Annotated in this window: 24 protein-coding genes, 2 pseudogenes and 1 riboswitch; of the genes and pseudogenes, 16 read left to right on the top strand and 10 right to left on the bottom strand. The window is 52.3% G+C overall.

What is annotated here, in order from left to right; genetic code table 11:
* Positions 1-69 precede the first annotated feature (69 nt).
* Genes MELB17_RS09390 through MELB17_RS09375 form a run of 4 tightly spaced genes read left to right on the top strand, consistent with a single transcriptional unit; the run spans position 70 to position 3,740 of the window.
* Positions 70-678 (top strand): TetR/AcrR family transcriptional regulator, encoded by a 609-nt coding sequence (locus tag MELB17_RS09390; protein ID WP_007349971.1) that lies wholly within the window; start codon positions 70-72, stop codon positions 676-678.
* Positions 675-1,826, top strand: coding sequence for an efflux RND transporter periplasmic adaptor subunit (locus MELB17_RS09385; protein ID WP_007349970.1), 1,152 nt, complete (start codon positions 675-677; stop codon positions 1,824-1,826). Before MELB17_RS09390 ends, MELB17_RS09385 begins: the two co-directional genes overlap by 4 nt.
* The gene (locus tag MELB17_RS09380) at positions 1,823-3,025 is read left to right on the top strand and encodes an ABC transporter permease (RefSeq protein WP_007349969.1); all 1,203 of its coding nucleotides are present in this window, start codon (positions 1,823-1,825) and stop codon (positions 3,023-3,025) included. The genes MELB17_RS09385 and MELB17_RS09380 overlap by 4 nt, the downstream gene beginning before the upstream one ends.
* 4 nt (positions 3,026-3,029) lie before the next feature.
* On the top strand, positions 3,030-3,740 hold the full coding sequence (locus MELB17_RS09375; protein WP_036184362.1) for an ABC transporter ATP-binding protein: 711 nt from the start codon (positions 3,030-3,032) through the stop codon (positions 3,738-3,740).
* A 661-nt stretch (positions 3,741-4,401) separates the two neighbouring features.
* Here MELB17_RS09375 and MELB17_RS26120 read toward each other — a convergent pair.
* The 4 genes and pseudogenes from MELB17_RS26120 to MELB17_RS09355 form a co-directional block, all read right to left on the bottom strand.
* Positions 4,402-4,680: pseudogene (locus tag MELB17_RS26120) on the bottom strand (Crp/Fnr family transcriptional regulator); the annotation flags it as partial.
* Positions 4,681-4,910: 230 nt separating this feature from the next.
* Positions 4,911-8,033, bottom strand: a complete 3,123-nt coding sequence (locus MELB17_RS09365) for an efflux RND transporter permease subunit (RefSeq protein WP_007349965.1) — start codon at positions 8,031-8,033, stop codon at positions 4,911-4,913.
* Positions 8,033-9,316, bottom strand: a complete 1,284-nt coding sequence (locus tag MELB17_RS09360; RefSeq protein WP_007349964.1) for an efflux RND transporter periplasmic adaptor subunit — start codon at positions 9,314-9,316, stop codon at positions 8,033-8,035. Before MELB17_RS09360 ends, MELB17_RS09365 begins: the two co-directional genes overlap by 1 nt.
* 5 nt (positions 9,317-9,321) lie before the next feature.
* On the bottom strand, positions 9,322-10,641 hold the full coding sequence (locus MELB17_RS09355; RefSeq protein WP_007349963.1) for a TolC family protein: 1,320 nt from the start codon (positions 10,639-10,641) through the stop codon (positions 9,322-9,324).
* A 223-nt stretch (positions 10,642-10,864) separates the two neighbouring features.
* Here MELB17_RS09355 and MELB17_RS09350 point away from each other — a divergent pair, with 223 nt between their 5' ends.
* The 5 genes from MELB17_RS09350 (at position 10,865) to dmeF (ending at position 13,985) form a co-directional block, all read left to right on the top strand.
* Positions 10,865-11,215 (top strand): hypothetical protein, encoded by a 351-nt coding sequence (locus MELB17_RS09350; RefSeq protein ID WP_007349962.1) that lies wholly within the window; start codon positions 10,865-10,867, stop codon positions 11,213-11,215.
* Between the two features lie 156 nt (positions 11,216-11,371).
* Positions 11,372-11,725: a hypothetical protein gene (locus MELB17_RS09345; protein WP_007349961.1), complete on the top strand. Its 354-nt coding sequence runs from the start codon at positions 11,372-11,374 to the stop codon at positions 11,723-11,725.
* Between the two features lie 37 nt (positions 11,726-11,762).
* Positions 11,763-12,281: a DUF411 domain-containing protein gene (locus MELB17_RS09340; RefSeq protein WP_227498856.1), complete on the top strand. Its 519-nt coding sequence runs from the start codon at positions 11,763-11,765 to the stop codon at positions 12,279-12,281.
* 338 nt (positions 12,282-12,619) lie between these two features.
* Complete coding sequence (locus tag MELB17_RS09335) at positions 12,620-12,898, top strand: metal/formaldehyde-sensitive transcriptional repressor (RefSeq protein ID WP_007349959.1); 279 nt, start codon at positions 12,620-12,622, stop codon at positions 12,896-12,898.
* A 142-nt stretch (positions 12,899-13,040) separates the two neighbouring features.
* Complete coding sequence (gene dmeF / locus MELB17_RS09330; protein ID WP_007349958.1) at positions 13,041-13,985, top strand: CDF family Co(II)/Ni(II) efflux transporter DmeF; 945 nt, start codon at positions 13,041-13,043, stop codon at positions 13,983-13,985.
* A gap of 44 nt (positions 13,986-14,029) precedes the next feature.
* Here the strand turns inward: dmeF and MELB17_RS09325 are convergent, their stop codons facing one another.
* Positions 14,030-14,587, bottom strand: coding sequence for a manganese efflux pump MntP family protein (locus MELB17_RS09325; RefSeq protein WP_007349957.1), 558 nt, complete (start codon positions 14,585-14,587; stop codon positions 14,030-14,032).
* A gap of 3 nt (positions 14,588-14,590) precedes the next feature.
* Positions 14,591-14,763: riboswitch (yybP-ykoY riboswitch) on the bottom strand.
* 194 nt (positions 14,764-14,957) lie between these two features.
* Between MELB17_RS09325 and MELB17_RS09320 the strand changes: the two are divergent.
* From MELB17_RS09320 to MELB17_RS09300, 5 genes and pseudogenes are all read left to right on the top strand, one after another.
* Positions 14,958-15,119 (top strand): annotated as a pseudogene (locus tag MELB17_RS09320) (HupE/UreJ family protein); the annotation flags it as partial.
* A 741-nt stretch (positions 15,120-15,860) separates the two neighbouring features.
* On the top strand, positions 15,861-16,070 hold the full coding sequence (locus MELB17_RS09315) for a hypothetical protein (protein ID WP_007349954.1): 210 nt from the start codon (positions 15,861-15,863) through the stop codon (positions 16,068-16,070).
* Between the two features lie 392 nt (positions 16,071-16,462).
* Positions 16,463-16,819, top strand: a complete 357-nt coding sequence (locus MELB17_RS09310; protein ID WP_198136472.1) for a YHS domain-containing protein — start codon at positions 16,463-16,465, stop codon at positions 16,817-16,819.
* Positions 16,812-17,150, top strand: coding sequence for a DUF5676 family membrane protein (locus MELB17_RS09305; RefSeq protein ID WP_007349952.1), 339 nt, complete (start codon positions 16,812-16,814; stop codon positions 17,148-17,150). Before MELB17_RS09310 ends, MELB17_RS09305 begins: the two co-directional genes overlap by 8 nt.
* A 115-nt stretch (positions 17,151-17,265) precedes the next feature.
* The gene (locus MELB17_RS09300) at positions 17,266-17,481 is read left to right on the top strand and encodes a YHS domain-containing protein (RefSeq protein WP_007349951.1); all 216 of its coding nucleotides are present in this window, start codon (positions 17,266-17,268) and stop codon (positions 17,479-17,481) included.
* Between the two features lie 93 nt (positions 17,482-17,574).
* Here MELB17_RS09300 and MELB17_RS09295 read toward each other — a convergent pair whose 3' ends face one another.
* Both MELB17_RS09295 and MELB17_RS09290 read right to left on the bottom strand, forming a co-directional pair.
* A complete protein-coding gene (locus MELB17_RS09295) occupies positions 17,575-18,495 on the bottom strand; it encodes a DMT family transporter (RefSeq protein WP_227498855.1) in 921 nt (306 codons plus the stop codon).
* Positions 18,485-19,558, bottom strand: coding sequence for a YncE family protein (locus MELB17_RS09290; protein WP_007349949.1), 1,074 nt, complete (start codon positions 19,556-19,558; stop codon positions 18,485-18,487). Before MELB17_RS09290 ends, MELB17_RS09295 begins: the two co-directional genes overlap by 11 nt.
* Positions 19,559-20,011: 453 nt before the next feature.
* Between MELB17_RS09290 and MELB17_RS09285 the strand changes: the two genes are divergently transcribed.
* Both MELB17_RS09285 and MELB17_RS25035 read left to right on the top strand, forming a co-directional pair.
* A complete protein-coding gene (locus tag MELB17_RS09285) occupies positions 20,012-21,091 on the top strand; it encodes a hypothetical protein (protein WP_007349948.1) in 1,080 nt (359 codons plus the stop codon).
* 61 nt (positions 21,092-21,152) lie between these two features.
* Positions 21,153-21,404 carry a hypothetical protein gene (locus MELB17_RS25035; protein WP_198136471.1) on the top strand — a complete coding sequence of 84 codons (252 nt, stop codon included), beginning with the start codon at positions 21,153-21,155 and terminating at the stop codon, positions 21,402-21,404.
* A gap of 716 nt (positions 21,405-22,120) precedes the next feature.
* Here MELB17_RS25035 and MELB17_RS09275 read toward each other — a convergent pair.
* From MELB17_RS09275 to MELB17_RS09265, 3 genes are all read right to left on the bottom strand, one after another.
* Entirely contained in the window at positions 22,121-22,594 is a 474-nt protein-coding gene (locus MELB17_RS09275) for a hypothetical protein (RefSeq protein WP_007349945.1), read from the bottom strand.
* Positions 22,595-22,727: 133 nt separating this feature from the next.
* The gene (locus MELB17_RS09270) at positions 22,728-23,114 is read right to left on the bottom strand and encodes a DUF302 domain-containing protein (protein ID WP_007349944.1); all 387 of its coding nucleotides are present in this window, start codon (positions 23,112-23,114) and stop codon (positions 22,728-22,730) included.
* Between the two features lie 35 nt (positions 23,115-23,149).
* Positions 23,150-23,758 (bottom strand): HAD-IC family P-type ATPase (locus tag MELB17_RS09265; RefSeq protein ID WP_007349943.1); only part of this gene is annotated, 609 nt, incomplete at its 5' end.

Raw genomic sequence — 23,758 nt, 5'->3', positions numbered from 1 at the left:
GTTTTTTTAGCTTATTTCAAGGCCTCCAGATAAGATAGTAATTAATTACTTTCTTATCTGGAGGCCACAATGAATGAGCGCCCAAAAAAACTTTCGGCCGACGCACGCCGGCTCGCGACCGTCGAGTCTGTAATTCAGCTCGCCGCGTTACAGAATCCTGTCGAGATAACAACCGCTGCTATCGCCAAGCACATGAATCTAACCCAAGGCGCGCTGTTTCGACATTTCCCGAACAAGGAAGCCATCTGGCAGTCGGTAATGGAATGGGTGGCAGAGCGTCTGCTGAATCGAATCGACCGCTCTGTGCACGGAATCGATTCGCCTTTGGCGGCAATGGAGGCGATATTCATGACTCATGTCGAATTCGTGGCCGAACATCCTGGCGTGCCCAGGATGCTGTTTGGCGAGCTTCAAAGAGCAGAGTCAACTCCTGCCAAACGTTTGGTGCAAACCTTGATTCAACGCTATGGCGAACGCTTGAATCATCTTATTGAGAAGGGTAAATCGAATGGTGAATTGAGTTCCTCTTTAGACAACGAAGCGGCGAGCACGCTTTTTATAGGCACGATTCAGGGCCTGGTTATGCAATCGCTGCTGACTGGCGATGTGCAACGCATACGCCACGATGCGCCACGAGTGTTTGCAATTTATCGGCGCGGTATCGGGAGTGATTTATGAAACACCTACCGATTCAGGGCCGTACCTTGGCCCTGCTAGCCGTTATCGTTCCATTGCTTGCACTCTTCGTTTACGTCGGATTGCGCTCTGGTCCACTGGCACCGGTTGCTGTAACGGTGATGACCGTGGAATCGCGTGCGATTACGCCGGCGCTGTTCGGTATAGGCACAGTGGAGGCGCGCTACACCTACAAAATTGGGCCAACGTTCGCCGGGCGCGTCAAAAACCTTGAGGTGCATGTAGGCGACCAAGTAACGGCTGGTCAAGTGCTCGGCGAGATGGATCCGGTCGATCTGGATGACCGGCTGCGCTCGCAACAAGCGGCCTTTAGAGGAGCCCAAGCCGCGTTGCGCGAGGCCCAGGCCCGGCAAACCTATGCGCAGACCCAGGTGGGTCGATATAAACGATTGTTCGCTGCAGGTTCAACCAGCGATGAAACTCTTAACACCAAACAACAGGAACTGGCGATAGCCGCCGCCAGCCTTTCCGCTGCTCACGAAAACCTAGCCCGTACTCGGTCAGATCAGGAGGCTCTGGTGACGCAGCAAAAAAATCTACAGCTGATCGCACCGCACGATGGTGTGGTCGCCTCTCGGGACACCGAGCCAGGCACCACGGTAGTTGCCGGTCAGGCTGTACTGGAACTCATCGATCCCGAAAGTGTTTGGGTCAATGTGCGCTTCGATCAGATTAGCGCAGCGGGGCTGGCCAAAGATCTACCCGCACGCATTGTTTTGCGTTCACGTAGCGGCCAAACGCTGAGCGGCGGTGTGTTGCGCGTTGAATTAAAAGCCGATGCGGTAACCGAGGAAATGCTCGCGAAAGTGGTCTTTGATGAACTCCCCCAGCCTTTGCCGCCGTTAGGCGAGTTAGCCGAAGTCACGGTTGATCTCCCTGCCCTTCCCGTCGCGCCGACCATTTCCAACGCTGCGATTCGACGCGATGGCAATAGCGTGGGCGTTTGGCAAATCGTTGACGATGAGTTGCGTTTAACACCGGTCACCTTGGGTGTCACAGACCTGGATGGCTCTGTTCAAGTCCGAAAGGGAATTAAAGAAGGAGACCAAATCGTGCTCTACAGCGAACAAGCGCTGACCTCGCGCAGTCGCATCGAGGTGGTTGACCGCATTCCAGGGGTGTCCAAATGATTAGCTTGGCCGGTCGCGACATTCTTCAGGCGTGGGGAAAGTTCGTTTTTACCGGGGTGGGCCTTGGTCTGCTGATTGGTGTGACACTGTCTATGGCCGGAATCTACCGTGGCATGATCGACGACGCCAAAGTGTTGCTGGATAACAGCAGTGCAGATCTCTGGGTGGTGCAAAAGGATACCCTGGGCCCCTATGCAGAGCCGTCGAGTATCTATCAGGATACCTGGCGCGGTATCCGTGGTATGCCCGGTGTGGCACGAACAGCCAATGTTACTTACCTGACCATGCAGGTACGCCAAGGTGAGCGCGATGTGCGGGCGATGATCGCCGGCATAACGGCTGGCGAACCCGGTACCCCCGGCTGGCCGCCGTATCTTGTTGCGGGTCGTCAGATCACCCGAAGCCATTACGAAGCCGTCGCCGATATCGCAAGCGGTTTTGAGCTTGGTGATCGCCTGCAGATACGCCGTAACCACTACACCGTTGTCGGCCTCACCCGTCGCATGGTCTCGTCTGGCGGCGACCCCATGATTTTTATTCCGCTAAAGGATGCGCAAGAAGCACAGTTTCTGAAAGACAACGACGCCATTCTGCAAAGCCGGCGTCGAACTGAGGCCAACCCTGCATTTAACAAGCCTGGTAGTCCGGATTTACTTGGCGCCGTTATCGATTCGCAAACCACCAACACCTATGTAAATGCGGTTTTGGTCCAGATCGAAGACGGCTATAGCCATGACGATGTGGCCGAATCGATCCGCCGCTGGAAGCGGCTAACGGTTTACACCCGCGCGCAGATGGAAGAGATCCTCGTAGGTAAATTGATCGCCACCTCCGCAAAACAGATCGGTATGTTTCTGGTGATTCTATCGATGGTCAGTGCGGCTATCGTGGCTTTTATTATCTACACACTGACACTCGGAAAAATCCGCGAGATCGCCGTACTCAAACTGATCGGCACCCGCAACCGCACCATCGCCGGAATGATTCTGCAGCAGGCGATTGCGCTCGGGGTTATCGGGTTCGTGGTGGGAAAAATTGTCGCCACCTTGTTTATGGCGCCGATATTTCCCAAGTATGTCTTGCTTGAACCCCTTGATTCGATATTCGGGTTTATTGCGGTTGTGTTGATCTGCGTATTGTCGAGCGTTATCGCCATCTATGCAGCACTGAAGGTTGATCCGGCCGAAGCGATTGGGTGACAAAATGAGCGAAAAAGGCATCCGTATTGGAGGGTTGAGCAAGCGTTATGGCAAGGGCGATACCGCCGTTGATGCGTTAAAGCATGTGGATATGCATGTTGCTCCGGGAGAAGTTGTCGGCCTTACTGGGCCTTCTGGCTCCGGCAAGAGTACCTTGCTGAAATGTCTGGGTGCGGTCATCAGCCCGACGGCGGGACGCATGACTCTGGGTGATCAGGTCATTTTTGACGATGGCTGGAAAGTTAAGGATTTGCGTGCTCTGCGCCGTGACAAAATCGGTTATGTGTTTCAAGCACCGTATTTGATTCCGTTTCTGGATGTTACTGACAACGTGGCATTGCTGCCGATGTTGAGAGGTGTACCCAATGGCGAGGCGCGTGCGAAGGCGCTGGAATTACTCACAGCGCTGGACGTGCAACATCGAGCCCGCGCCATGCCATCGAAGCTTTCGGGTGGCGAACAACAGCGGGTAGCGATCGCACGCGGGCTGGTCAACCAGCCGCCTGTGATACTGGCCGACGAACCAACTGCCGCCCTTGACAGTCCGCGCGCCATGGCTGTCATCAAGATCCTCAACGAAATGGCACACAAGTTCCAAACGGCCATCATCGTTGTCACCCACGACGAAAAAATCATTCCTACGTTCAAGCGTATTTACCACATTCGGGACGGCGTCACTCACGAAGAAACGGGTGAAGGACGTGGGTTCGAGTAAACCTCCGCCGACTGGTTTTTCACTCGACGACTACCATGCAGAGCGTGGCCCCAGAACTGTCGCTTTCGCCGGCGTCTTGCTGAGCCGCCGCGCCGGCGCCTAGGAACTGAAATGAAATGGCTTTACAGATAAGCGACTTGATCTAGGTCACTCCAGATTCTTGCTGACAGTCGGTTTTGGGATCTAAATGGTCTTTACTGCCACCGATTCTGTTGTATTACGCCGGCATGCATTACGGCGAGCACTTTATGGCTGGTTTCGCCGGCAAAGAATGGCGCTTTACTACCACTATTCTGTTTCTGTCCGAGCTGCTGACGTTTTTTGTGATGGGTTGGCTGATTCACTCGGTTGTTGCGGGTAAGGATCTGGCTATCAGTTACGAAGACGCCTGTTTGTTAGCTGCGATTGCTCCCGTGCAGCTATGGCTGTCGTCGCTGGCGTTGCTAGCCCCCTCCCTAGCATTTAGCGTTGTCGTTGTGCTTATTGCGATGGGGCTGTCATGCACACTGATTTACCAAGGCTTGCGAGCTTTAAGCCATCGCCCAGATACCGACGTGGAGGCTATGTCTGCAACCTACACAATAATGGCAGCGTCGTTTTTGGCATGGGCGCTGTTGATGGTAATGGTGTGGGCTTCCCAAATCACTTGTGATGGTCGGCGTCAGCCGTTTTTTTGGCGGTTAGACGCTGCTCTTTTCAAGCGCGAAAAAGTAGCGGGCACAGCACCAAGCCAGGCCGCTAATTGGTTGTCTGGCACTCGCTTCGTCAGTTCAGGGTATTCTTCCTGCATCAACGCATAGCGTTCGTTGGCAGGCATGGTGTGTTTGCGGAACTCGTGCATGCTGGCCAACTCGGCCAGTTCTTCTGTCAACGCTAAAGCAAATTTCGGCCATTGTACCGCGCCGTGACTTTGTATCGCTGAACGGAATGCAGCTGGATCGTGCGTTTTACGAGCTCAGCGCCGACCTGGTTGAAGCGGCCAAAGCGGCAGATCAGGCCCGGGAGCGGGTGCTGCTCGGGAAGATATTGGAAGCATGTGTTGCGTGTCATTCCAAGTATGCAAATGGGCGTTTTCCGGGATTGAAAGCAGAGTAAATGGTTCTTCGCCTTGCTACATGCAAAAAAGTGCAAGAGCCCACTCACCCCGAGCTCCTGCACTTTACCAAAACTCTAGTTTAGGAGCGGTTTGCGCCTCCATAAATAGAACAAGACCGGAATTACCAATAGCGCCAAAATGACCGCAGTGATCATACCCCCCACCATAGGCGCTGCAATTCGCCCCATCACCTCAGAACCTGTTCCAGTGCCGACCATTATCGGAACCAGACCACCGATGATGGCGGCCGCGGTCATCATCACCGGCCGTACTCGCATACCGGCACCGTGAAGCACCGCATGACGGAGCGTTTCCCGCCTGGGCGTCAAGCCTTTCTGTTCGCAGGTTGCAAGCATTGTCTGATAGGACTGGTTGAGGTACACCAGCATGATGACTCCAATCTCCACCGCTACGCCCGCCAAAGCAATGAAACCAACGCCAACGGCGACGGAGAAGTTATAACCCAACAGATACATCAGCCAAACAGCTCCAATCATTGCGAACGGAAGCGTACCCATGATGATGCCCACTTCCGCAAAGCTCCTGAAGTTCAGAAACAGCAGGATGATGATAATCGCCAGTGTCAACGGAACCACGTAGGTCAGCTTTTCTTTGGCGCGAAGCATGTATTCATATTGGCCCGACCAGGCGATGGAGTAACCCGCCGGCAGGTCTAATTCTGCCTGCACGACCGCCATCGCTTGTTCAACGTAAGTGCCGACGTCTACACCCTCTATATCCACAAAGGACCAACCGTTAAGACGAGCGTTTTCACTTTTGATTGCCGGCGGCCCGTCTTCTATACGGATATCGGCGACATCAGCCAGCGCAATTCGCTGGCCTGAAGCCGTTACGATAGGAAGCTGTTCCAGTTTTTCGGGAGAATCTCGGTAGTCTTCCGGATAACGAAGGTTAATGGGGTAGCGCTCAAGGCCCTCAATGGTTCTGGAGACATTAATCCCACCGATTGCGGTAGCAATCACTTGCTGTACGTCCGCGATATTCAGACCATAACGGGCAGCGCGCTCACGATCTATGTCCACCTTGATATAGCGACCACCGGCTACGCGCTCTGAGTAAACCGACGCCGTGCCGGGCACGTCTGCCAGAATTTCCTCCAGGCGTTTTCCAACATCCTCGATGGTTTTAAGATCCGGGCCGGCGATTTTAATGCCTACGGGTGTTTTTATACCCGTTGCCAGCATGTCAATGCGGGTGATAATTGGCATTACCCAGGCATTGGTGACACCAGGAAACTGAATCAGTGTGTTGAGTTCCTCTTTGAGCGTGTCTGTGGTCATGCCCTCGCGCCACTGATCGCGGGGTTTGAGCTGAATGAAGGTTTCAATCATGGTTAAAGGCGCTGGATCGGTTGCCGTATCCGCACGCCCTACTTTGCCGAACACGGTCTTCACTTCCGGCACCGTCGCAATCAATTTGTCCGTCTGCTGAAGTAACTGACGGGCTTTGCCGATTGAAATTCCAGGATAGGTCGTTGGCATGTACATCAAGTCCCCTTCGTCCAGCGGGGGTATGAATTCGCTACCGATTTTTGTTGCAGGCCAAAGGCCGACAGCCAATACCAGTAGGGCAGCCAGCACCGTCGCCATGGGAAACCTGAGCACCAGCTTCAAGACCGGCATATAGGCACCGACCAACACCCGGTTGAGGGGATTCTTATGCTCGGGCAGCACTTTACCGCGAATAAAGTAGCCCATCAATACCGGAACCAGCGTCACAGCAAGAAACGCACTGGCCGCCATGGCGTAGGTTTTGGTGAACGCCAGTGGCGCAAACATTCGCCCTTCCTGCGCCTCAAGCGCAAACACAGGCACAAAACTGACGGTAATGATCACCAGCGAGAAAAACAGCGCGGGGCCAACTTCAGAGGCAGACCTGGCGACAATCTCCCATCGGTTCTCGGGTGTGAGTGGCGTTCGCTCCATATGCTTGTGCATGTTCTCTATCATTACGATGGCCCCATCGATCATGGCGCCGATAGCAATGGCGATACCGCCGAGAGACATAATGTTGGCGTTGATGCCTTGCCAGTACATGACGGTAAACGCCATCAGAATGCCCACAGGTAAGCTGACAATCGCCACCAACGAAGAGCGGACGTGAAACAGAAAGACGATACACACCAGGCCGACGACCAGAAATTCTTCCAGCAGCTTAAAAAATAGGTTGTCGACGGCGCGCTCAATCAGGCCCGAGCGATCGTAAACCGTGACCACTTCAACACCATCGGGCAGGCTCGATTGCAGTTCGACCAGCTTGGCCTTGACGCCATTGATGGTTTCCTGGGCATTTTCACCGAAGCGCATCACCACGATGCCACCAACGGTTTCCCCTTCCCCGTTAAGCTCGGCAATACCGCGTCTCATCTGTGGCCCCACTTCGACACTGGCCACATCTTTGAGCAGAATCGGTGTGCCGTTTACATCCAGACCTAACGGAATCACCATCAGGTCTTCCCGGGATTCAATGTAGCCGGAGGTGCGAACCATGTATTCCGCTTCAGCCATCTCGATGACCGACGCTCCAACTTCCTGATTACCCTGTTGAATCGCTGTTTGGATAAGTGACAGGGGAATTCCCAGGGCGCGGAGCTTTTCCGGGCTGACCTTGACCTGATATTGCTTCACCATGCCGCCGAGAGCAGCCACCTCTGATACCCCGGGTACCGTTTGTAATTCGTACTTCAGAAACCAGTCCTGCAGGCTGCGCAACTGGCTCAGGTCATTTTGCCCTGTGCGATCAACCAATGCATAAAGATACACCCAGCCAACGCCAGTGGCGTCCGGCCCTAATTGCGGCCTCGCTGAATCTGGCAGGTTGGGTGCCACTTGCGACAGGTACTCCAGAACTCTGGAACGCGCCCAGTACATATCGGTATCTTCGTCAAAAATCACGTAAACGTAAGAGTCCCCAAAAAACGAATAGCCACGCACGGTTTCCGCACCGGGAACCGACAGCATGGCGGTCGTCAGGGGATAGGTGACCTGGTCTTCTACTACTTGCGGTGCTTGTCCCGGAAAACTGGTTTTGATGATCACTTGCACATCGGACAGGTCTGGAAGCGCATCGACCGGGGTTTTACTGAGTGAGTACAGGCCCAACCCTGATATTAATAGGCTCGCCAGCAACACCAAAAAACGGTTTCGGATGGACCAATGAATAATGGATGTAATCATTAGTGGGTTCCCTCACGATCCATAGTCTCGTGGTCCATCTCGCCGTGATCCATCGTGCCGGCCGGCATGGCCGACATGCGCTGAAAATCCGAGGTCTTACTGGATTCAGAATCAATCAGGAACTGGGCCGATGTGACCACCGTATCGCCCGATACGACACCGCCGAGAATTTCGGCGTACTGATCACCCGTCCGTCCAACATCCACATTGACGGATTTGAAGGCCCCGCCATCCAATGCCAGCACCAGTCGATCGCTCTGGCCCGTTCGAATAACCGATTCGCGAGGCACCAGCAGTTGCCGGTCTGCCCTTGCCCCCTGAATGTTTAACGCTACAAACATGCCCGGCAGCAAGGTGCCATCGGCGTTGTCAAAACGCATTCTCACCCGGGCCGTACGAGTCTTGAAATTCACTTCCGGATACACATAATCCACCTCGCCCGTCCACTGGCGCCCAGGCAGGTAGTCCAGCGTCATCACCACGCGACTTTTGGATGCCACGGTCGCCAACTGACGTTCAAATACTTCGCCAATAACCCACACCTCATCCAGTGCCGCAATGGAGAGGACTCGATCCCCTGGCTTGATAAACATACCTTCGCGAACATTGAGGTTGTCGATAACACCTGAGGTAGGCGCATACATTGTCAACGTACGCCGTGTTTCGCGAGTTTTGGTCAGCTGTCGTATCGCGCTTTCCGGCACATTGAGGGCCGCGAGTCGTTCCTTGGCGGCATCGATCAAACGCTCATTACCGCGGTTTAAAGCGAGGACTAATTCATCCTGGGCGTTGACCAATGTGGGTGAGTAAAGTGTATACAAAGGCTTGCCCTTCTCGACCGCTTCGCCCTCTGCCTTCACATAGAGCTTCTCGATCCAACCCTCAACCCGAGGGTGGACATGAGCCATATCGTCTTCGCTGTACTGAACGTATCCCACCGTTGTTATGTTATTCGGCAGCCGCCCCTGAGTGACCGGGCCCGTCCTCACGCCCAAGTTATTAACCACGCTGGGTGAAATACGAACCGTGCCTGGGGCGTCTTTACCCGACCCGCTTTCGGCATAGACAGGAACCAGATCCATTCCCATGGGCGATTTACCCGGTTTATCACTCTTGAAATTGGGATCCATGGGCGCTACCCAATGCACGGGTTCTTTACTGACACTGCTCGGGGCCTCGACCACCGAATCCTTTGATGTGTCGGGGGCAAACCAATAGGTTGCTGCCGCTCCGGCTACGCCACCTAACAACAGAAAGCCCAATGGGCGCATAACATTTGCCATGAGTTTTAATCCTGGGAATTTTTCAGTGAAAACGAGGGTGAGTCAGAGGTATCAGCGGTGAGATAGCGAAAGTTCGCCAGGTTTTTGGCGCGTTCAGCGGTCATCTGTATGAAATCAACCTGTGCGTTGAGCTCGGCGATACGTGCACGGACAGCTTCGGCAAAATCGCCATCATCGTTGTTGTAAGCTGATAGAGCTGCATTCGCCTGCTCCGCTATTTGCGGAAGCAGCGTTTGCTGGTAAAGCAGGATGCGGTCATCGAGCCGGTTAATTCGGGCAGCCGCCGCACGGGCCTCGGCTGTTAGTCGCCGAACCTGCAGCATCCGATCAGACTTCGCCGCTTCCACCCGCGCGATTGCCGCGCTTACGGTGCGATCCTGGCGATTGCCGGTAAAAAAAGGCAGGTCAAATCCAATCCCGACTGTAAAGAGATCCGCCCGGTCTTGCCCGCCCGGAGCCTGGTCCCGATATCCATACTGAGCCGATACGGTCCATTCAGGCTTGTAAGCCTGACGAGCCAACTCAATGTCGAGTGACCCGGCATCAATCAACTGGTCGGTTGCGCGAATTGAGGAGTGAGTGATCGCGGCGTTGCCGCTGGTATAAGACGGCGTATTAACAAGCTTGGCTAACAGATTAAAGGGGATACGTTCGCTTACCCGTAAACGAAACGTATCAGCACCTACCCACTCTCCCAGCTCTTCCTGAGCGGTTTCCAACTGCGAGTGAAGCCCCGTTAAGCGGTCATCAAGGCGGGTTAACTCAAGAGAACCACGAATGATGTCCTGCTGCCGCGAACCGGTCATCGTAGAGGTGTACCCGGCTTCAGCAACGTCTGCCAGCTGCTCAAAAAGGCCCCGATTGTTGTCAATTATTCGAATACTCTCCTGCGCTTTCCAAAGTTCAAGCCATAGGTAAGTGACCGATCTAACCACCAACTCCTGTCGATTCTCCCGCTGAAACGACTGGGATTCGGCGAGCTGTATCTTCTTAGCGCGGGCGAGAGACCGACTATCACCACGAGGAAATCGCTGGCTGAGGCCAATAGTGGCTTGTGTCATGCCCTCCTGGCCGGTATCGAAGGTATCGGTGGGAAGGTTTGCGGCGCCCAACGTAATGCGTGGATCCGGTAAGGCACCTGCTGCAACGGATTCATCAATAAGCGCCCGTTGCAGATAAATGCTTTGGGCTGACCAGGGATCGCCTCGAATGGCAATATCAATGGCGTCTTCAAGGGCAAGTGTCGGTTCCGCAGAAACACCAAGACTCGTTAGAAGAAAGGCACCTATTACCGCTGCTTTATATACACGAACAAAGTCATTCACGTTCTATTCTCCACTGAATTGGTACGCAGCGAAGAATCATAAAAGCGCTATCTGAATTCAGGCTGAAATTTAAAAAAATATTGTGTGATTTTGATCTGAGTCAAACGCTATTAATGACTGATAAATATCAATAAAAATTATTACATTTGTTTTATTACTTCTTTCAGGGTGAATTCAGGAAGAGATGTTTAAATCGTTTCATCAACCAACCAGGAGGTACATCATGAAAGCACCTATTTTATTTTTAGCCGCAATCACTTTATCTACTGCAGTTTTTGCCGGCAACATGCAGCAAGACACTAAGAGCAGCGCTTCGATGCAAGGCGATATGAGCTCAATGCACAGCAATATGACATCAATGCACAACAACATGAATTCGATGCACAGCGGCATGAATAAAGAAGCAACGCAGACCGAGGTGCTCAAGAATAAGGACATGCAACGCCTTCATAGAGAAATGACACGCAACGGAATGTCTGAAGGTGGTATGGAAGCTCGGGTTGATATGATGACGGAAAAAGGTAGAGCCTTCCACCGAGCATTGGAGCAGGATCAAAAAAACACCGCAGGATAACTCCTCGGGTTAGATTGATTCAAAAAAGCTCAAGGGTCATTAGCACTATTTAATTCGCGCTGGTGACATCTTGGGAGATGAGCAGAAAAATATATAAACCTGAAATCAATCTGAATTACGTTTTAACGAACAGTAATTCAGAGCAAGGAGTTCAACATGAAAAAGATCATTATCGCGACTGCAATTACAGCCTTGTTCTCAATGACCGCAAATGCCAACTCTGGTTTGGCGGATCGCATTAACGAGGCGCGAAGCTATCCAAATAAAACAGTCGAGACGGTTAGCCCTAAAATGCTGCATCTGCAGCATAAAAGAATACACATGAAAATGGATAAAGCTGAATACAAAAATCACTCGAATTCATCGGGTTCGAATCATGCAGGACAGATGCGTGCTCAAGACTCCAGACACCAGACACCAGAAATCGTAACAAACGTGTCCAGCCATGCCTCACTTAGCATGGCTGGTTCTTGTCTAATGCCCGCCAGGACCTTGGGCGAATCAACGTAACCGGACGGGAATAACAACCCAATACTTGGAAACTGCCATGTCTAATCGCCAACTTATCATGAGAAAACCAATGATCGTCGGCCTGTTGGCCTTCGCCGTCGGTTCAACGGTTATAGGGTTCACAGTACAAGCTTCTGAGCCGGTTGCAGCATCAGCCGTTCAGGATCAATCAGCCATTACTGTGTACAAAAGCGCCAGTTGCTCCTGCTGCACAGGCTGGGTAGAACACCTTGAACGGAATGGTTTTGATGTTGAGGTCAAAGACACAAACAACATAAACGAAATTAAAATGAGCCATCAGGTGCCGCGCGAAATGGCGTCGTGTCACACCGCTCTTATTGATGGTTTCGTGGTTGAAGGACATGTTCCAGCGAGCGACCTCAAGGATTACCTGGCTAGGGCAGCTTACCCGTTTGGTGACAAGACAATCGGAATTTCCGTTCCGGGAATGCCCCATGGCACACCAGGCATGGAAACTGGCCGGCAAGACAGCTACGACGTACTGGCTTTCACCGCTACAGGTCAAACCGAAAGCATGAAACGGTACCAATTCTGATACGCCGAACTTTGCCGCTTGGCACCTCTTTTCTCTCCTCTTACTCCGCCCTGGTGCCCGGCTACCTGCTCGTGCGCATCGGCGGAGTCATTGCTGATTCTGGAACCTGCATAAAACTTTTTGGTCGAGCCTTTTCTCTCTCTGTATAGGGGGCTCAACCTTGTCCGCGTCATACGGCCTGGGCGAAGAGGTCAGCTGATAGTTAGCTTGGCATCGGGAAATCAGTGCGTCCTCCCTCGAACTGTTGTTCATCGTTTCATTGCCAACTTACATTTATAGCTCTTTTCTGTCGTTTATTATACTATACCCCCCTACCCTATAATTTTGACTTGTTACCCATGAGCCATATCACACATAACAAAGCCAAGTTGCTGGGCCGTGTGCGCCGTATACGCGGCCAGGTTGAAGCGTTGGAACGAGCCCTTGATACAGATAAAGGCTGCACTGAGGTGTTGCATCAGATTGCCGCCGTCCGCGGTGCCACAAATGGTCTTATGGCCGAAGTCATGGAAGACCATATGCAAATGCATGTCGCCAATCCCGATATCACAAGTGACGCCGAGCGCAACCAGGGTGCCAATGAACTGATGGACGTCATTCGCACCTACCTCAAGTAAACGCGTTCGCCAATAAAAAATGTCGGCTATTCGGCGCTGCTCGAAACACTGCGAACGGTAGAGCGAACGACGGTTTAATCAAAATGATGGTCAGGCGCCGTGGAGCCTTACTCAACCAAAGCTGTTATTAGGACGCGGACGTATGCATGAAAACGATATTTCAAAATGGCACCATGACCACGCTTTTGGGCAAGACCAGAAACGGTCTGGTGAAAAGCGCACATTAATCGTCGTCGGACTGACTCTGGTGATGATGGTCTGGGAAATTGCAGCCGGCTTGGTCTATGGCTCCATGGCACTGCTTGCCGACGGCCTGCACATGGGCTCACACGCGACGGCGCTGGGCATCGCTGCGTTCGCATACGCGTACGCCAGAAAAAACGCCACTAACGCCCGTTTCAGTTTTGGTACCGGCAAGGTGAATGCACTGGGAGGATTCACCGGTGCCATACTTTTAGCTGGATTCGCACTTTTTATGGTGATTGAAAGCGTCGACCGTTTTATGAATCCGGTTGTCATTTCGTTCAACGGAGCTATTTTTGTTGCGGTTATAGGTTTGATCGTAAATGGCGTATCGGCCTGGATTCTCGGCGACGATCATGATCACAGCCACGCTCATCATGAAGATGAATCACACAGCCACCATCACCACAGCCAATACGATCATAATCGCCAAGCGGCCTACCTCCACGTGCTGGCCGACGCACTCACCTCTCTCTTGGCCATCATAGCCCTGCTTGCCGGCAAATATGCGGGATGGAACTGGATGGACCCGGTTATGGGCATTGTTGGAGCCATACTTATCACCCGCTGGTCTTGGGGCTTACTGCAGACCACGGCGAGTGTATTACTCGACAAACAGCAGGCAAGTATCGTGCAGGACATCAAACGTACGGTGGAGTGTGACGATACGCGTGTGAGTGATCTCCACGTCTGGTCGATTGGACCCAATCTGTACGCCGCGATTGTCGCGATCGTTGCCCACTATCCGCAGTCTCCCGGCCATTACCGTGACCGAATCCAAACCGGCCAATCGTCGCTCGTACATGTGACAGTGGAAGTCGAAACCTGTCCATCGCATTTCTAACGGCGCTGCCACCCAAGGGCGTGGGATAGATCAATTGCTGAGAGTTAAAGATTGCCTGACAAGATCCATGCACCAACGGCAATCAGTGTCAGGCCGCCCATAATTTCAGCCTTCTGACCGAACAGTGAACCCACGACTCGTCCCAACATGACGCCTAACGTAACCATTACCGTTGTGGCCAGGCCAATGAGCCCAGCGGCCAGAAATATGCTCACCTCTACAAATGCCAGGCTTGCACCCACTGCCATTGCATCAATACTGGTGCCAAATGCGGTTAGAGCAATCTTAAGAAAAGAATGTCTGGAGGGTTGTTCTATCTCTTCACTACTTGGACTCAGACCTTCATAGAGCATGTGTAAGCCAAGAAACACCAATAACGCGAACGCTATCCAGTGCCCCCAAACATCCACATAAGACGCGGCGATATTACCAATTAACCAACCGATAAAGGGAGTGATGGCCTCAATTAATCCAAAAATGAGGCCCATTCTTAATGCTTCGAAGAAATGGGGATTTTTAAGGCTTGCTCCCTTGCCTATGGCTACTGCAAACGCATCAGTAGACATTGAAAGAGCCAACAACAGAAGGGCTATGGGGTTCATTCAATGTTCTCCGGCCGGGCGTTGAGTCCACGACATATCCACACGCCCGACCATCAGGCATGGATATATCGATGGTCTCGCCAACCGAGAGGTGTTCGCACCATGGCGTTTGGCCAGGTATGTTGACACGAACTCTTCCGAATACCGGAAGCAGGCTACTCCCCAAAGAGCGCCAAATCTAACACAGCCAACGTGTAAATCAAGTGGGAAGGAGATGAATACGCTTCTGCAACCTCAGAATTACTGAAAGCTTCATGGCTATAGCAAGATAATGCCAAATCGCTTCACCACCACAGCCAGGACGCTAAAACACACCACGGCGATAATGGCACTTGCCGCAAGAGCCCGGCAGAAGACATGCCCGGCGTGGTTGCTGACTTTTAGTTTCTTTCATGGCTTTGGTCTGTCCACGAAAATCATTGAGTACGACATCTCCCCGGATGAACTGATACCGAACCTTCTCGCGTTCAATGTCGCTGTGAAAATCGGCCAGTTTCTCGCCTTGGCGATGATACTCATCGTCATAAATTACCCAGCTCCGCGCAGCTGAGTCGGTCCACGATCATCGCGACGATCGTTGCGCTGGTGCTGCTGGTAGCTGTGGTAATTCCCTCCAAATACGCTCTGGACTTTACAAGCGTTAGCCGCCTGCTAGGGTTTGACGGAGATGGGTGAAATCAAGGAATAACTCTCGCAAGAATCCGCGGAGGTGGTGACGGTGCAATCCGCCATCGACGAGGCACTTTCAGAGACCGTTAAGCCTGTCTTCGATACAGCCGTAGTTGTTGAAGTTGAAGCTGAAGCTGCGACAAAAGTGAAGAACATACTCCGGCAATGGCCGCCGAACTCAAATGATAGGACGAGGTTCTGTTTTGTCCCGGCTAGTTCATCTGCAACTGCAACGATAATGACATCACACTGGTGCTTCGCACCGATGGTGAGAGTGGGGGCTCAGTTGAGCTGCAAAGAGCGATGTAATAGAAGTAGCCTGGATAAGTGCTGTAACGACCGTGCCTACCATTTTTTGACATGCCCTGGCCTGATATAAATTTTGATAAAATTAACTTCTCCACTTTATAAAAGAGCAGTGTCTGCCATTGGTTTTCAGAAAATAATTTTCAACTTTTTTGTTTTTTTCAGATTCATTTCAGTAATGAATGTTTTAATAGAACTGTCAAAAGGCAACGAGATGTCGTTCGAATTTTATTCCTATCATTAGCGGCACTTACTAATTTAGTTTCTTGCCTCATATCCAAATAGTAAGGAGTTTTATATGAAAAAGATCATTATTGCTGTGGCAGCTACCGTATTCTTCTCAGCTATGGCCAGTGCGAATTCTGGTTTGGCAGATCGCATCAGTGACGCTCGCAGTTATCCTAATAAGACGGAGAGCATAAAAGTTTCGGAATCGCTTAAAATACAACATGAAAAAATCCATGCTCAGATGCAGAAATTGAAGGTAAAAGCTAACGATCCGGCTTAAACGTTTGGACGCTCAAAAATCGGTATCCATTCGCAGTAGTTAAAAAATAAAGGTGACCGGCTATTACTCTTGTAGTAGCTGGTCATAATTTTATACTAAGAATACAAATGTTGTAGATCTTTTATAGGTCTTTTTTTATTTTTACCGTCTACGGGTTTTTTTAAAAAATCAGTTAACCATTTTTTATAAAAATAAAGAAATTAGCTCTTACCGTTCATGATTATAAAAAACGTTAATTCGATGAACTACCAACGGATAGCTGACAACTTCTATAGTTATGCTTCATATACTATCTCATTATTTAAAACGTTTTTCATACCACCATTCAGTTCCAATTAAGTTTCATAGTATAGGATGTTATCAGTTGATGGTTTGATAACTAACGGAGAGAGATGATGAACGAATTGGCGTACTTCATGCTTTGGGCGGGAATCATCTTCCTGATGATGCGTTTTGGCTGTGGTGCTCACGTAATGGGCCATGGGCACGGTAAGGCCAAGCATGGCGGGGAAGCGCCAAAGGGACAGGCCACCGATGGTCTGCGCTGGATTCCGCCTGCCGACGACGTGGATCTTGTATGTGGCAAGACCGTCGACACTGAAAAGGCAAAGTCGAGCGTCCATGACGGCCATGTCTACTATTTTTGCTCGCGTGACTGCCGGGAACGCTTCGAGGCCGCACCTGAGCAATATCTTTCCGGTGATGATGCCAAACACCCGTCCACTCAATCGGAGAACGAACATGCCTGACGCCGAGACCGTTTCGAACATCAAATCTAAGCCGCGCTATGGCACACCCCTACCGGTTCAGGCCGTGCCTCGAATACCCGTGATCGCATTGGGGATGAGCCTCGGTCTGTTCCTGGCTGTGACCTTCATTCTTTGCGTCGGTTTCGACCTTTTGTTTCCAGACCACGCGATGTATGAGAGCTGGTTGCGTCTGCTACCTGGCTTCACTTGGTTGAGCTGGTCAAGTTTTTTCCTGGGTCTGGCAGAAAGCTTTGGCTACGGCTGGTACGTGGCGTTAATTTTCGGCCCCCTCTACAACTTCTTTGCCGCTCGTACCCATCAGCGAAAATGAGCGGAGGCCACGGCTAGCACGGAGCCACCAGGCCCAAGCGGCCAATACCGGCCCTGCCAACGGCTCGTCGCAGCAAAAGCAGCATCACTACACACAAAAAACGGAGAGAACAACAATGAAACGTGAACGAGAAGAGCAAAAATCTTTTGAGGATCCTGTCTGTGGCATGCAGGTCAGCTACAAGACCGCCGCCGCGGAGTCCGACTATCAAGATAAACGCTATCAAGATAAACGCTATTACTTCTGCGCGACGGCGTGCCGCGAACAGTTCGACGCAGATCCCGAACGGTATGTTCGAACGCACCGGCAGCATGGATCGAAACGTGAGTGAACGTAGAACCCCCAATCCATCACCATGATAGGAATGAACCCCGCCGCGTTGACCAGCGCCATCGTGCTGGCACGCAGCGGGCATCGTGCTGCCTCACGACTCAAGCAATACGCTTTCCTGCTTTGGAACTATGATAATCACCAGCAGCCCCACAACCGTGATCGCAATTCCGGTCATTTCCACGGTACTGAATGTCTCATCAAAAAATAGAGTCCCGATAAGTAAACCGAAGACCGGTGTCAGAAAAGTAAAAGGATTGAGCTTATTCAACGGTGCTCTGGCAAGAAGTGCATACCAGAGCACTACCATTAACGCCGTTGCCGGGATTGCAAGCACAAAGACAGCGCCGGCAAATGACCATGTCCAGTCAACCTCAAAGCCTTCCCCCGCCAACAAAGAAGCCAGAAACAGAAATACCGCCCCCATTACGAGCTGGATCCCCATAGGCCAGTACACATCCCCGTCGCCGGCCTGAAGCTTCAACAGAACATTCCCAATGGCCGTCCCAACGGCCCCGCCAAGTACATAGAGCGCGCCGATCGAACGATCTGCACCAACGTCAAAACCGGGTAGAGCGAGAATAACGACCCCGACAAAGCCAATGAACAAACCCAAATACAAACGAACAGTAATGACTTCCTTGAGCACAAAAAGCGACAGTATCGCGGCGAAAAGAGGTTGCGCATTCGCCAGCACAGTTGCGACCCCTGGCCCTACATCACTTGCTCCGAGGAACATACCGCCAAGCCCCATTCCGGTGTAACTGAAACCGATCAGCGCAAGCATCATCAAACCCTGAAACGAATAATGGGGCATTCGCCCCATTTTCATTCCTACAACAATTAAACACCCTCCCGCCAAAAGGGCTCTTATAGACGCGAACAGCAAGGGGGGCGCATCCGGTAAACCAACCGTTATGAACGGAAAGCAGATGGCCCAAAGAATCGCAACGACCACCATTCCGATGATGGTCTGTAATGAAAGTGATTGGTTTGCCATTGCGTTATTTTTCATCCTTAATCGATATCTGATGGCCTATACCTTCTAACGGAATCTCATCAATCACTTTGAGGGACTCTGAGTCGAGCACCCAAAGCTTGCTCTCGGTGCGACTGGTAATCAGCAGCTGGCCATTACGGGGAGATACAGCGAGGTGATAAGGTGCCGGCGCCAGTGCCGCGCTTTGGCGAGTTCCGCTGGCCAGCTCAATCCGAACGACCCGATTACTCCCCTTACTGGTTGCGTAAAGTACCTGGCCGTCTTCGCTCAAACCAACGCCATGGGGTTCCTCCCCAACTTCGTACGTTGCCGCCACTGTGTCGCTCGAAAGCTCAACGACAACAACTTGGCCGGATGTACCGTTATTAACATAAAGCCGCTCGTTGTTGGGGGCGAGCACCATATGTTCCGGACCACCACCAACCCGAAGGTTACGCTTGACGAACCAGTGCCCGGTGTCCACTTCGCTGATTGTGTCATTACCGCTATTGCTGACCAGAAGAGACTGACCGTCGTCCGTTTCCACCATGTAATTGGGGGCAGGTCCTGTCGCCACCGTTTTAACCAGCTCTCCGGAATCCAGATCAACAACACTGATACCGCCACCCACGGGATGAGTGGAAACGGCATAGCGACCATCCGAGGTCACCAGAACATGATGCACCGGCCCTGGAACCTCCAGTTTGCGAACAATCGCATTCGTTTCAGTGTCCACCACATAGAGCAGCCCGGTATTCGATTCTTCCGATGTCGCAGCAGCGCCACCGCCATGATGGGCGGCGTGTTCGTCTTCAGTTACACCTTCTGGCCGGCTGACAGGCTCTTGGCTTTCATGGGCGGTCAGACTGCCTACAACCAGGTACCGCCCGTCTGGGGTCAGTGCAGAGCCGTGGGTATTCACCGTTCCGGCAATTGACGACGTCATCTGACGACTTTCCAGATCAATAACGCCCACCGAATCGGCCACCCCCATGGGAACAAATGCCCGGCTAGTACCCGCAGCCGCCATCAGCGAATAACTCATCGTAACGCTGATGGTCAGCGCAACAAGCCAGCGTTTGCAAAATTGATGTTTCATCGCGTCACCTTTTGGATAGGAAGATTTCAATAAAATTAGCCCTACCAACTGGCAAGGGTTGCGACCGTGTGTGGTCACTACCTAGCAGTCCAACACACAAAACTGAATCAGGCCTGAACACAGCCGTTAAACATGTATTTTCTTGACCAGAATCAGGGCCGAAACTAGAGCCCAGATTGTTGAAGCAACTTGGCACCTACATCGACAGGTCGAACGACCTGCCATAGCGACGGGCTCAAAATGCAAGACGTGACCCCTAAAAACCAAAGACCCATCACGACTCACGCTGACCAACTCAACCGCGGTTGCTACTGTGCCACGCTCGATCGCAAGGCTCTAAATGTGAGCCTTCGAGATCAGTTTTTAGACGCTGGAAGTAATTTCTCAGCGGTTCCCGAAATCCAGCATTTTTTTTCAAACACACCGGTTTTCGTCCCCCGGGCGGACGTCGAAATGATGGAGCGTATCGTACAGGCGATCGAATCGGCCTCCGCGCTTGCGTCCTATCGTGAACGTGCCCTGTCCTGGGCGCCGGAAATCGCACGTATCGATCCAGGCCCCATAGGCGCTTTTATGGGTTATGATTTTCACCTGGGCCCCGACGGCCCTCAACTAATCGAGATCAACACCAATGCCGGCGGCGCGTTTCTGAATACGGTACTGGCCCGGGCTCAACATCGATGCTGTGACCCATCGCAACAGACCGCAGCGACCAAGCAGGCGCTGGATGGATTTGAGGACGCAGTATTAGACATGTTTGAACAGGAGAGGAAAAAGCAGCGTACTGACTCGATGCCCAGCTGCTTGGCCATCGTGGACGATGACCCGCAGAGCCAGTTCATGTTCCCCGAATTCCAGCTGGCTGAACAGCTACTTCAGGCCAGAGGCATCGATACCTTGATACTCGACCCATCGGAGCTTGAATACGTCGATGGTGCTTTGACCGCAAACGGCAAGCGCATCGATATGGTGTACAACCGGCTGGTGGACTTCGCACTGGACGCCCCGGCTCATGAGGCTCTAAGGCGAGCGTATCTCGACGGCGCGGTGGTGGTAACACCCAACCCCCGTGTGCATGCACTCATGGCCGACAAACGAAACCTGATTCTGCTGTCCGATCCCCAGACCCTGCGCGACTGGGGGCTGAATGAAGCTGAAGCCGGATATCTGGCGAGCGCCGTGCCCAAGACCCGCCTGGTTGCAGCAAGCAACGCGGCAGAACTGTGGAGAGTCCGTCGTGAGCTGTTCTTCAAGCCGGTTGCCGGCCACGGCAGCAAGGGTGTCTACCGGGGCAACAAATTGACCCGGCGCGTTTTCGAAAACATTCTTGAAGGCGACTATATCGCACAGAACTTCGTTCCTGCGGGGGAACGAGCCATGAAAGTTGACGGTACTGTCACCACCAGAAAAGTCGATATTCGCCTTTACACCTACGCGGGAAAAAGTTTGCTCGCCGCTGCCCGTGTATACCAAGGCCAGACCACCAATTTTCGTACGCCTGGAGGTGGCTTTGCTCCTGTGTTTCAGCTGTAATTGCCTACCTCTCATTCAACACACCACTCAAATGAAGATGGCCGTTCTGTACCGGTTGGTTATGCCTGAACATACCCTTCCTTTTGACCCGAAGTCCAAAGACTTGCTGGAATGCGAAGGTTTCGAGGTTGAGGATTACTCTTTGGAGACCCGCGAGGATACCGACGACACAGCCTATCAGCCGACTATCGTGCTGTTCTCGATTGCGGCATTGCTTGCGCTGGCTTTCGTCTGGGCCGCGCTATCATCGGTCTACTCGCGTTCGGTGCGCTTCGAAACCAGCCACCCAAGAAACATCCATCTTGTGGAATAGGCCAGCAACATTGGCAAGACCACCCACTGGGCGAGCGGCAATATTCCTGTGCCGGTCACAGCAAGTTCGGGCATTTGTTCGTTGTAGCTCCACCGCTGCCCGTCTCCGGTCGCCCAATACTCAAAAACGATTGTCACGATCAGTCCGACGCAGAGATAGACCAACAGAGTCGACCGGCTCCAGGATTTCGCCACCCAGAACCAATCCCGGGATACACAAGCCGCCATCGTGTAAGCGCCAAAGGCTATATTCGCGTCTCCGAGGGTCGCACGTGTACAGAGCCAGACTACATCCCAGTGACGCGCTTCGGCCATACCAAGGAAAAACGGTACTTGTGCCATTTCCCAGAAAAAATGCAGAAAGAAGCTTACACCCCAGACCATTAGAGCGAGCACGGCTGCGGCCCTTGGCCGGCGCGAAATCTTTAGAAAAACCATTGCACCTCCAACAGGGCCAGGGGCTTCCGACATGGATCAAGTCGCCAAACAATACCTTTCGAATTTTATTACGTTTCAGTTTCGGAGAGTTAACCGCACAGATTGAGGACATCTGCGCACGCGTCGGGATTGAACCTGATGGTGAACATTCTATAACCGAAACCGGCGCCACAGCCATCTGGGCCGCTTAAGCCCAGAGGCTTTCGAGACAGCTTCAGCGTGAGGCAGCGAAGTGTCCAGAAAGCTCAGGCATTCCAGATAATCGTCAATGTCAGAAAATTATTTCGAGCGGCCTTGCAACTCCTGCTGATGCTCCAGCATTTGCTCCATCATCAACTGCATCTGATCCATGCGTTTTTCCATAAACTGGAAGCGATCCTCCGGTTTAATTGCAGGTTGGCCCTGGCTGGAATGCCCCTGCATACCTTGATTATTCATCATTCCCTCGCCTTTCATCATTCCTTCGCCATTCATCATGCCTCGGTTGCCCATCATACCGTCCCGCATCATGCGCATCTGCTCTTGCATGCGCTCCATATGCTCCTGCATGAGCTCTTGATGGTCTTGTCCGGGATTTTGCCGCATCTGGCCGGTCATATTCTGCATGCGGGACATATTCTGCTGCATTTCCTGCGTTTGTTCTAAGGACATCATCATGCCACCGGACCTCTGCTGGTTACCTGAACCCTGCGCCCAGACAACCGGTGTGGCCATAATCAACGAGATTGCGATTACTTTGGTGAAACTCTTCATAGCGAAGCTCCTTAACGAGGTCGATTTGCGACATATCCAGTTAACTGCATCTACCTGAATCAGGCCTGAATTTATCCTCAAATCAACCTCTCGATTGCTGTACATCAATTTTTTTGGCTGGTCGATTCAGCCGTCAGATTGCGTTGATAACTTCAGACAGCGTATCTCTCACCTCACCCGCAACCTGCTTGAGCTGCTCATTGTCGATTGCGCTCATGGATGAAACGGGATCAACCGCACTGACTTCAACACCCTCGGTTGTCTCGCGAAGAATAACGTTGCATGGCAACATTGCTCCTACCCGAGGTTCTACGCCGATCGCTTCCCAAGCCATGTTTGGATTACATGCACCGAGAATTGTGTAGGCGCACATATCCTTGTCCAGTTTCTTTTTCATGGTCGCCTTGACGTCTATTTCCGTCAAAATCCCAAAGCCCCGATCGGCCAAGGCCTTTCGGGTTCGTTCATCCACTTCAGCAAAATCGGCATTCTGAATAACGCGATCCATTGTATAAGACATACACATCTCCTTTTTCCTAGGGAGGCTCCACCAGCCTAGTCGTCTGAAAGTTTCACTACCCTCAATCGCAGGGCGTTCGTAATGACGCTTACCGAAGACAACGACATGGCCGCAGCCGCAATGATGGGCGACAGCAGGATGCCTGCAACTGGGTACAAGACACCCGCCGCAATTGGCACACCCGCGGCGTTGTAAACGAACGCAAAAAACAGATTCTGCCGAATATTGCGCATGGTTGCCCGCGACAACTTCCGGGCTTCTACAATGCCCATCAAATCGCCGCGCAAAAGCGTAATGCCCGCGCTTTCAATGGCCACGTCAGTCCCTGTACCCATGGCGATGCCAACGTCTGCGGTGGCCAAGGCTGGCGCATCGTTCACACCATCCCCTGCCATTACCACAATGCGACCTTCATCCTTCAGGCGCTGAATGATCTTGCCCTTGTCTTCAGGCAGCACTTCCGCTTCCACTTCATCAATATGAAGTTTGCGGGCCACAGCTTCGGCGGAGGTTCGGTTGTCTCCGGTCAGCATCACCACCCGAATGCCTTCCTTTTGCAGAGCGGCTATTGCTGCTTCCGTGGTCTCCTTGACCGGGTCCGCAATCGCCAGCAACCCACAAACACTGCCATCCACTGCGGCAAA

The sequence above is a fragment of the Marinobacter sp. ELB17 genome (assembly GCF_000169375.1).
Classification (GTDB): domain Bacteria; phylum Pseudomonadota; class Gammaproteobacteria; order Pseudomonadales; family Oleiphilaceae; genus Marinobacter.
The sequence above is the reverse complement of the archived record's forward strand: the minus strand, read 5'-3'. Positions and strand labels throughout refer to the sequence as shown.

Bases quoted from the DNA above. Each gene is read 5' to 3' on its own strand.
- MELB17_RS09390 (WP_007349971.1), top strand. From the start codon at position 70: ATGAATGAGCGCCCAAAAAAACTTTCGGCCGACGCACGCCGGCTCGCG.
- MELB17_RS09385 (WP_007349970.1), top strand. From the start codon at position 675: ATGAAACACCTACCGATTCAGGGCCGTACCTTGGCCCTGCTAGCCGTT.
- MELB17_RS09380 (WP_007349969.1), top strand. From the start codon at position 1,823: ATGATTAGCTTGGCCGGTCGCGACATTCTTCAGGCGTGGGGAAAGTTC.
- MELB17_RS09375 (WP_036184362.1), top strand. From the start codon at position 3,030: ATGAGCGAAAAAGGCATCCGTATTGGAGGGTTGAGCAAGCGTTATGGC.
- MELB17_RS09365 (WP_007349965.1), bottom strand. From the start codon at position 8,033: ATGATTACATCCATTATTCATTGGTCCATCCGAAACCGTTTTTTGGTG.
- MELB17_RS09360 (WP_007349964.1), bottom strand. From the start codon at position 9,316: ATGGCAAATGTTATGCGCCCATTGGGCTTTCTGTTGTTAGGTGGCGTA.
- MELB17_RS09350 (WP_007349962.1), top strand. From the start codon at position 10,865: ATGAAAGCACCTATTTTATTTTTAGCCGCAATCACTTTATCTACTGCA.
- MELB17_RS09345 (WP_007349961.1), top strand. From the start codon at position 11,372: ATGAAAAAGATCATTATCGCGACTGCAATTACAGCCTTGTTCTCAATG.
- MELB17_RS09340 (WP_227498856.1), top strand. From the start codon at position 11,763: ATGTCTAATCGCCAACTTATCATGAGAAAACCAATGATCGTCGGCCTG.
- MELB17_RS09335 (WP_007349959.1), top strand. From the start codon at position 12,620: ATGAGCCATATCACACATAACAAAGCCAAGTTGCTGGGCCGTGTGCGC.
- dmeF (WP_007349958.1), top strand. From the start codon at position 13,041: ATGCATGAAAACGATATTTCAAAATGGCACCATGACCACGCTTTTGGG.
- MELB17_RS09325 (WP_007349957.1), bottom strand. From the start codon at position 14,587: ATGAACCCCATAGCCCTTCTGTTGTTGGCTCTTTCAATGTCTACTGAT.
- MELB17_RS09315 (WP_007349954.1), top strand. From the start codon at position 15,861: ATGAAAAAGATCATTATTGCTGTGGCAGCTACCGTATTCTTCTCAGCT.
- MELB17_RS09310 (WP_198136472.1), top strand. From the start codon at position 16,463: ATGATGAACGAATTGGCGTACTTCATGCTTTGGGCGGGAATCATCTTC.
- MELB17_RS09305 (WP_007349952.1), top strand. From the start codon at position 16,812: ATGCCTGACGCCGAGACCGTTTCGAACATCAAATCTAAGCCGCGCTAT.
- MELB17_RS09300 (WP_007349951.1), top strand. From the start codon at position 17,266: ATGAAACGTGAACGAGAAGAGCAAAAATCTTTTGAGGATCCTGTCTGT.
- MELB17_RS09295 (WP_227498855.1), bottom strand. From the start codon at position 18,495: ATGAAAAATAACGCAATGGCAAACCAATCACTTTCATTACAGACCATC.
- MELB17_RS09290 (WP_007349949.1), bottom strand. From the start codon at position 19,558: ATGAAACATCAATTTTGCAAACGCTGGCTTGTTGCGCTGACCATCAGC.
- MELB17_RS09285 (WP_007349948.1), top strand. From the start codon at position 20,012: ATGATGGAGCGTATCGTACAGGCGATCGAATCGGCCTCCGCGCTTGCG.
- MELB17_RS25035 (WP_198136471.1), top strand. From the start codon at position 21,153: ATGCCTGAACATACCCTTCCTTTTGACCCGAAGTCCAAAGACTTGCTG.
- MELB17_RS09275 (WP_007349945.1), bottom strand. From the start codon at position 22,594: ATGAAGAGTTTCACCAAAGTAATCGCAATCTCGTTGATTATGGCCACA.
- MELB17_RS09270 (WP_007349944.1), bottom strand. From the start codon at position 23,114: ATGTCTTATACAATGGATCGCGTTATTCAGAATGCCGATTTTGCTGAA.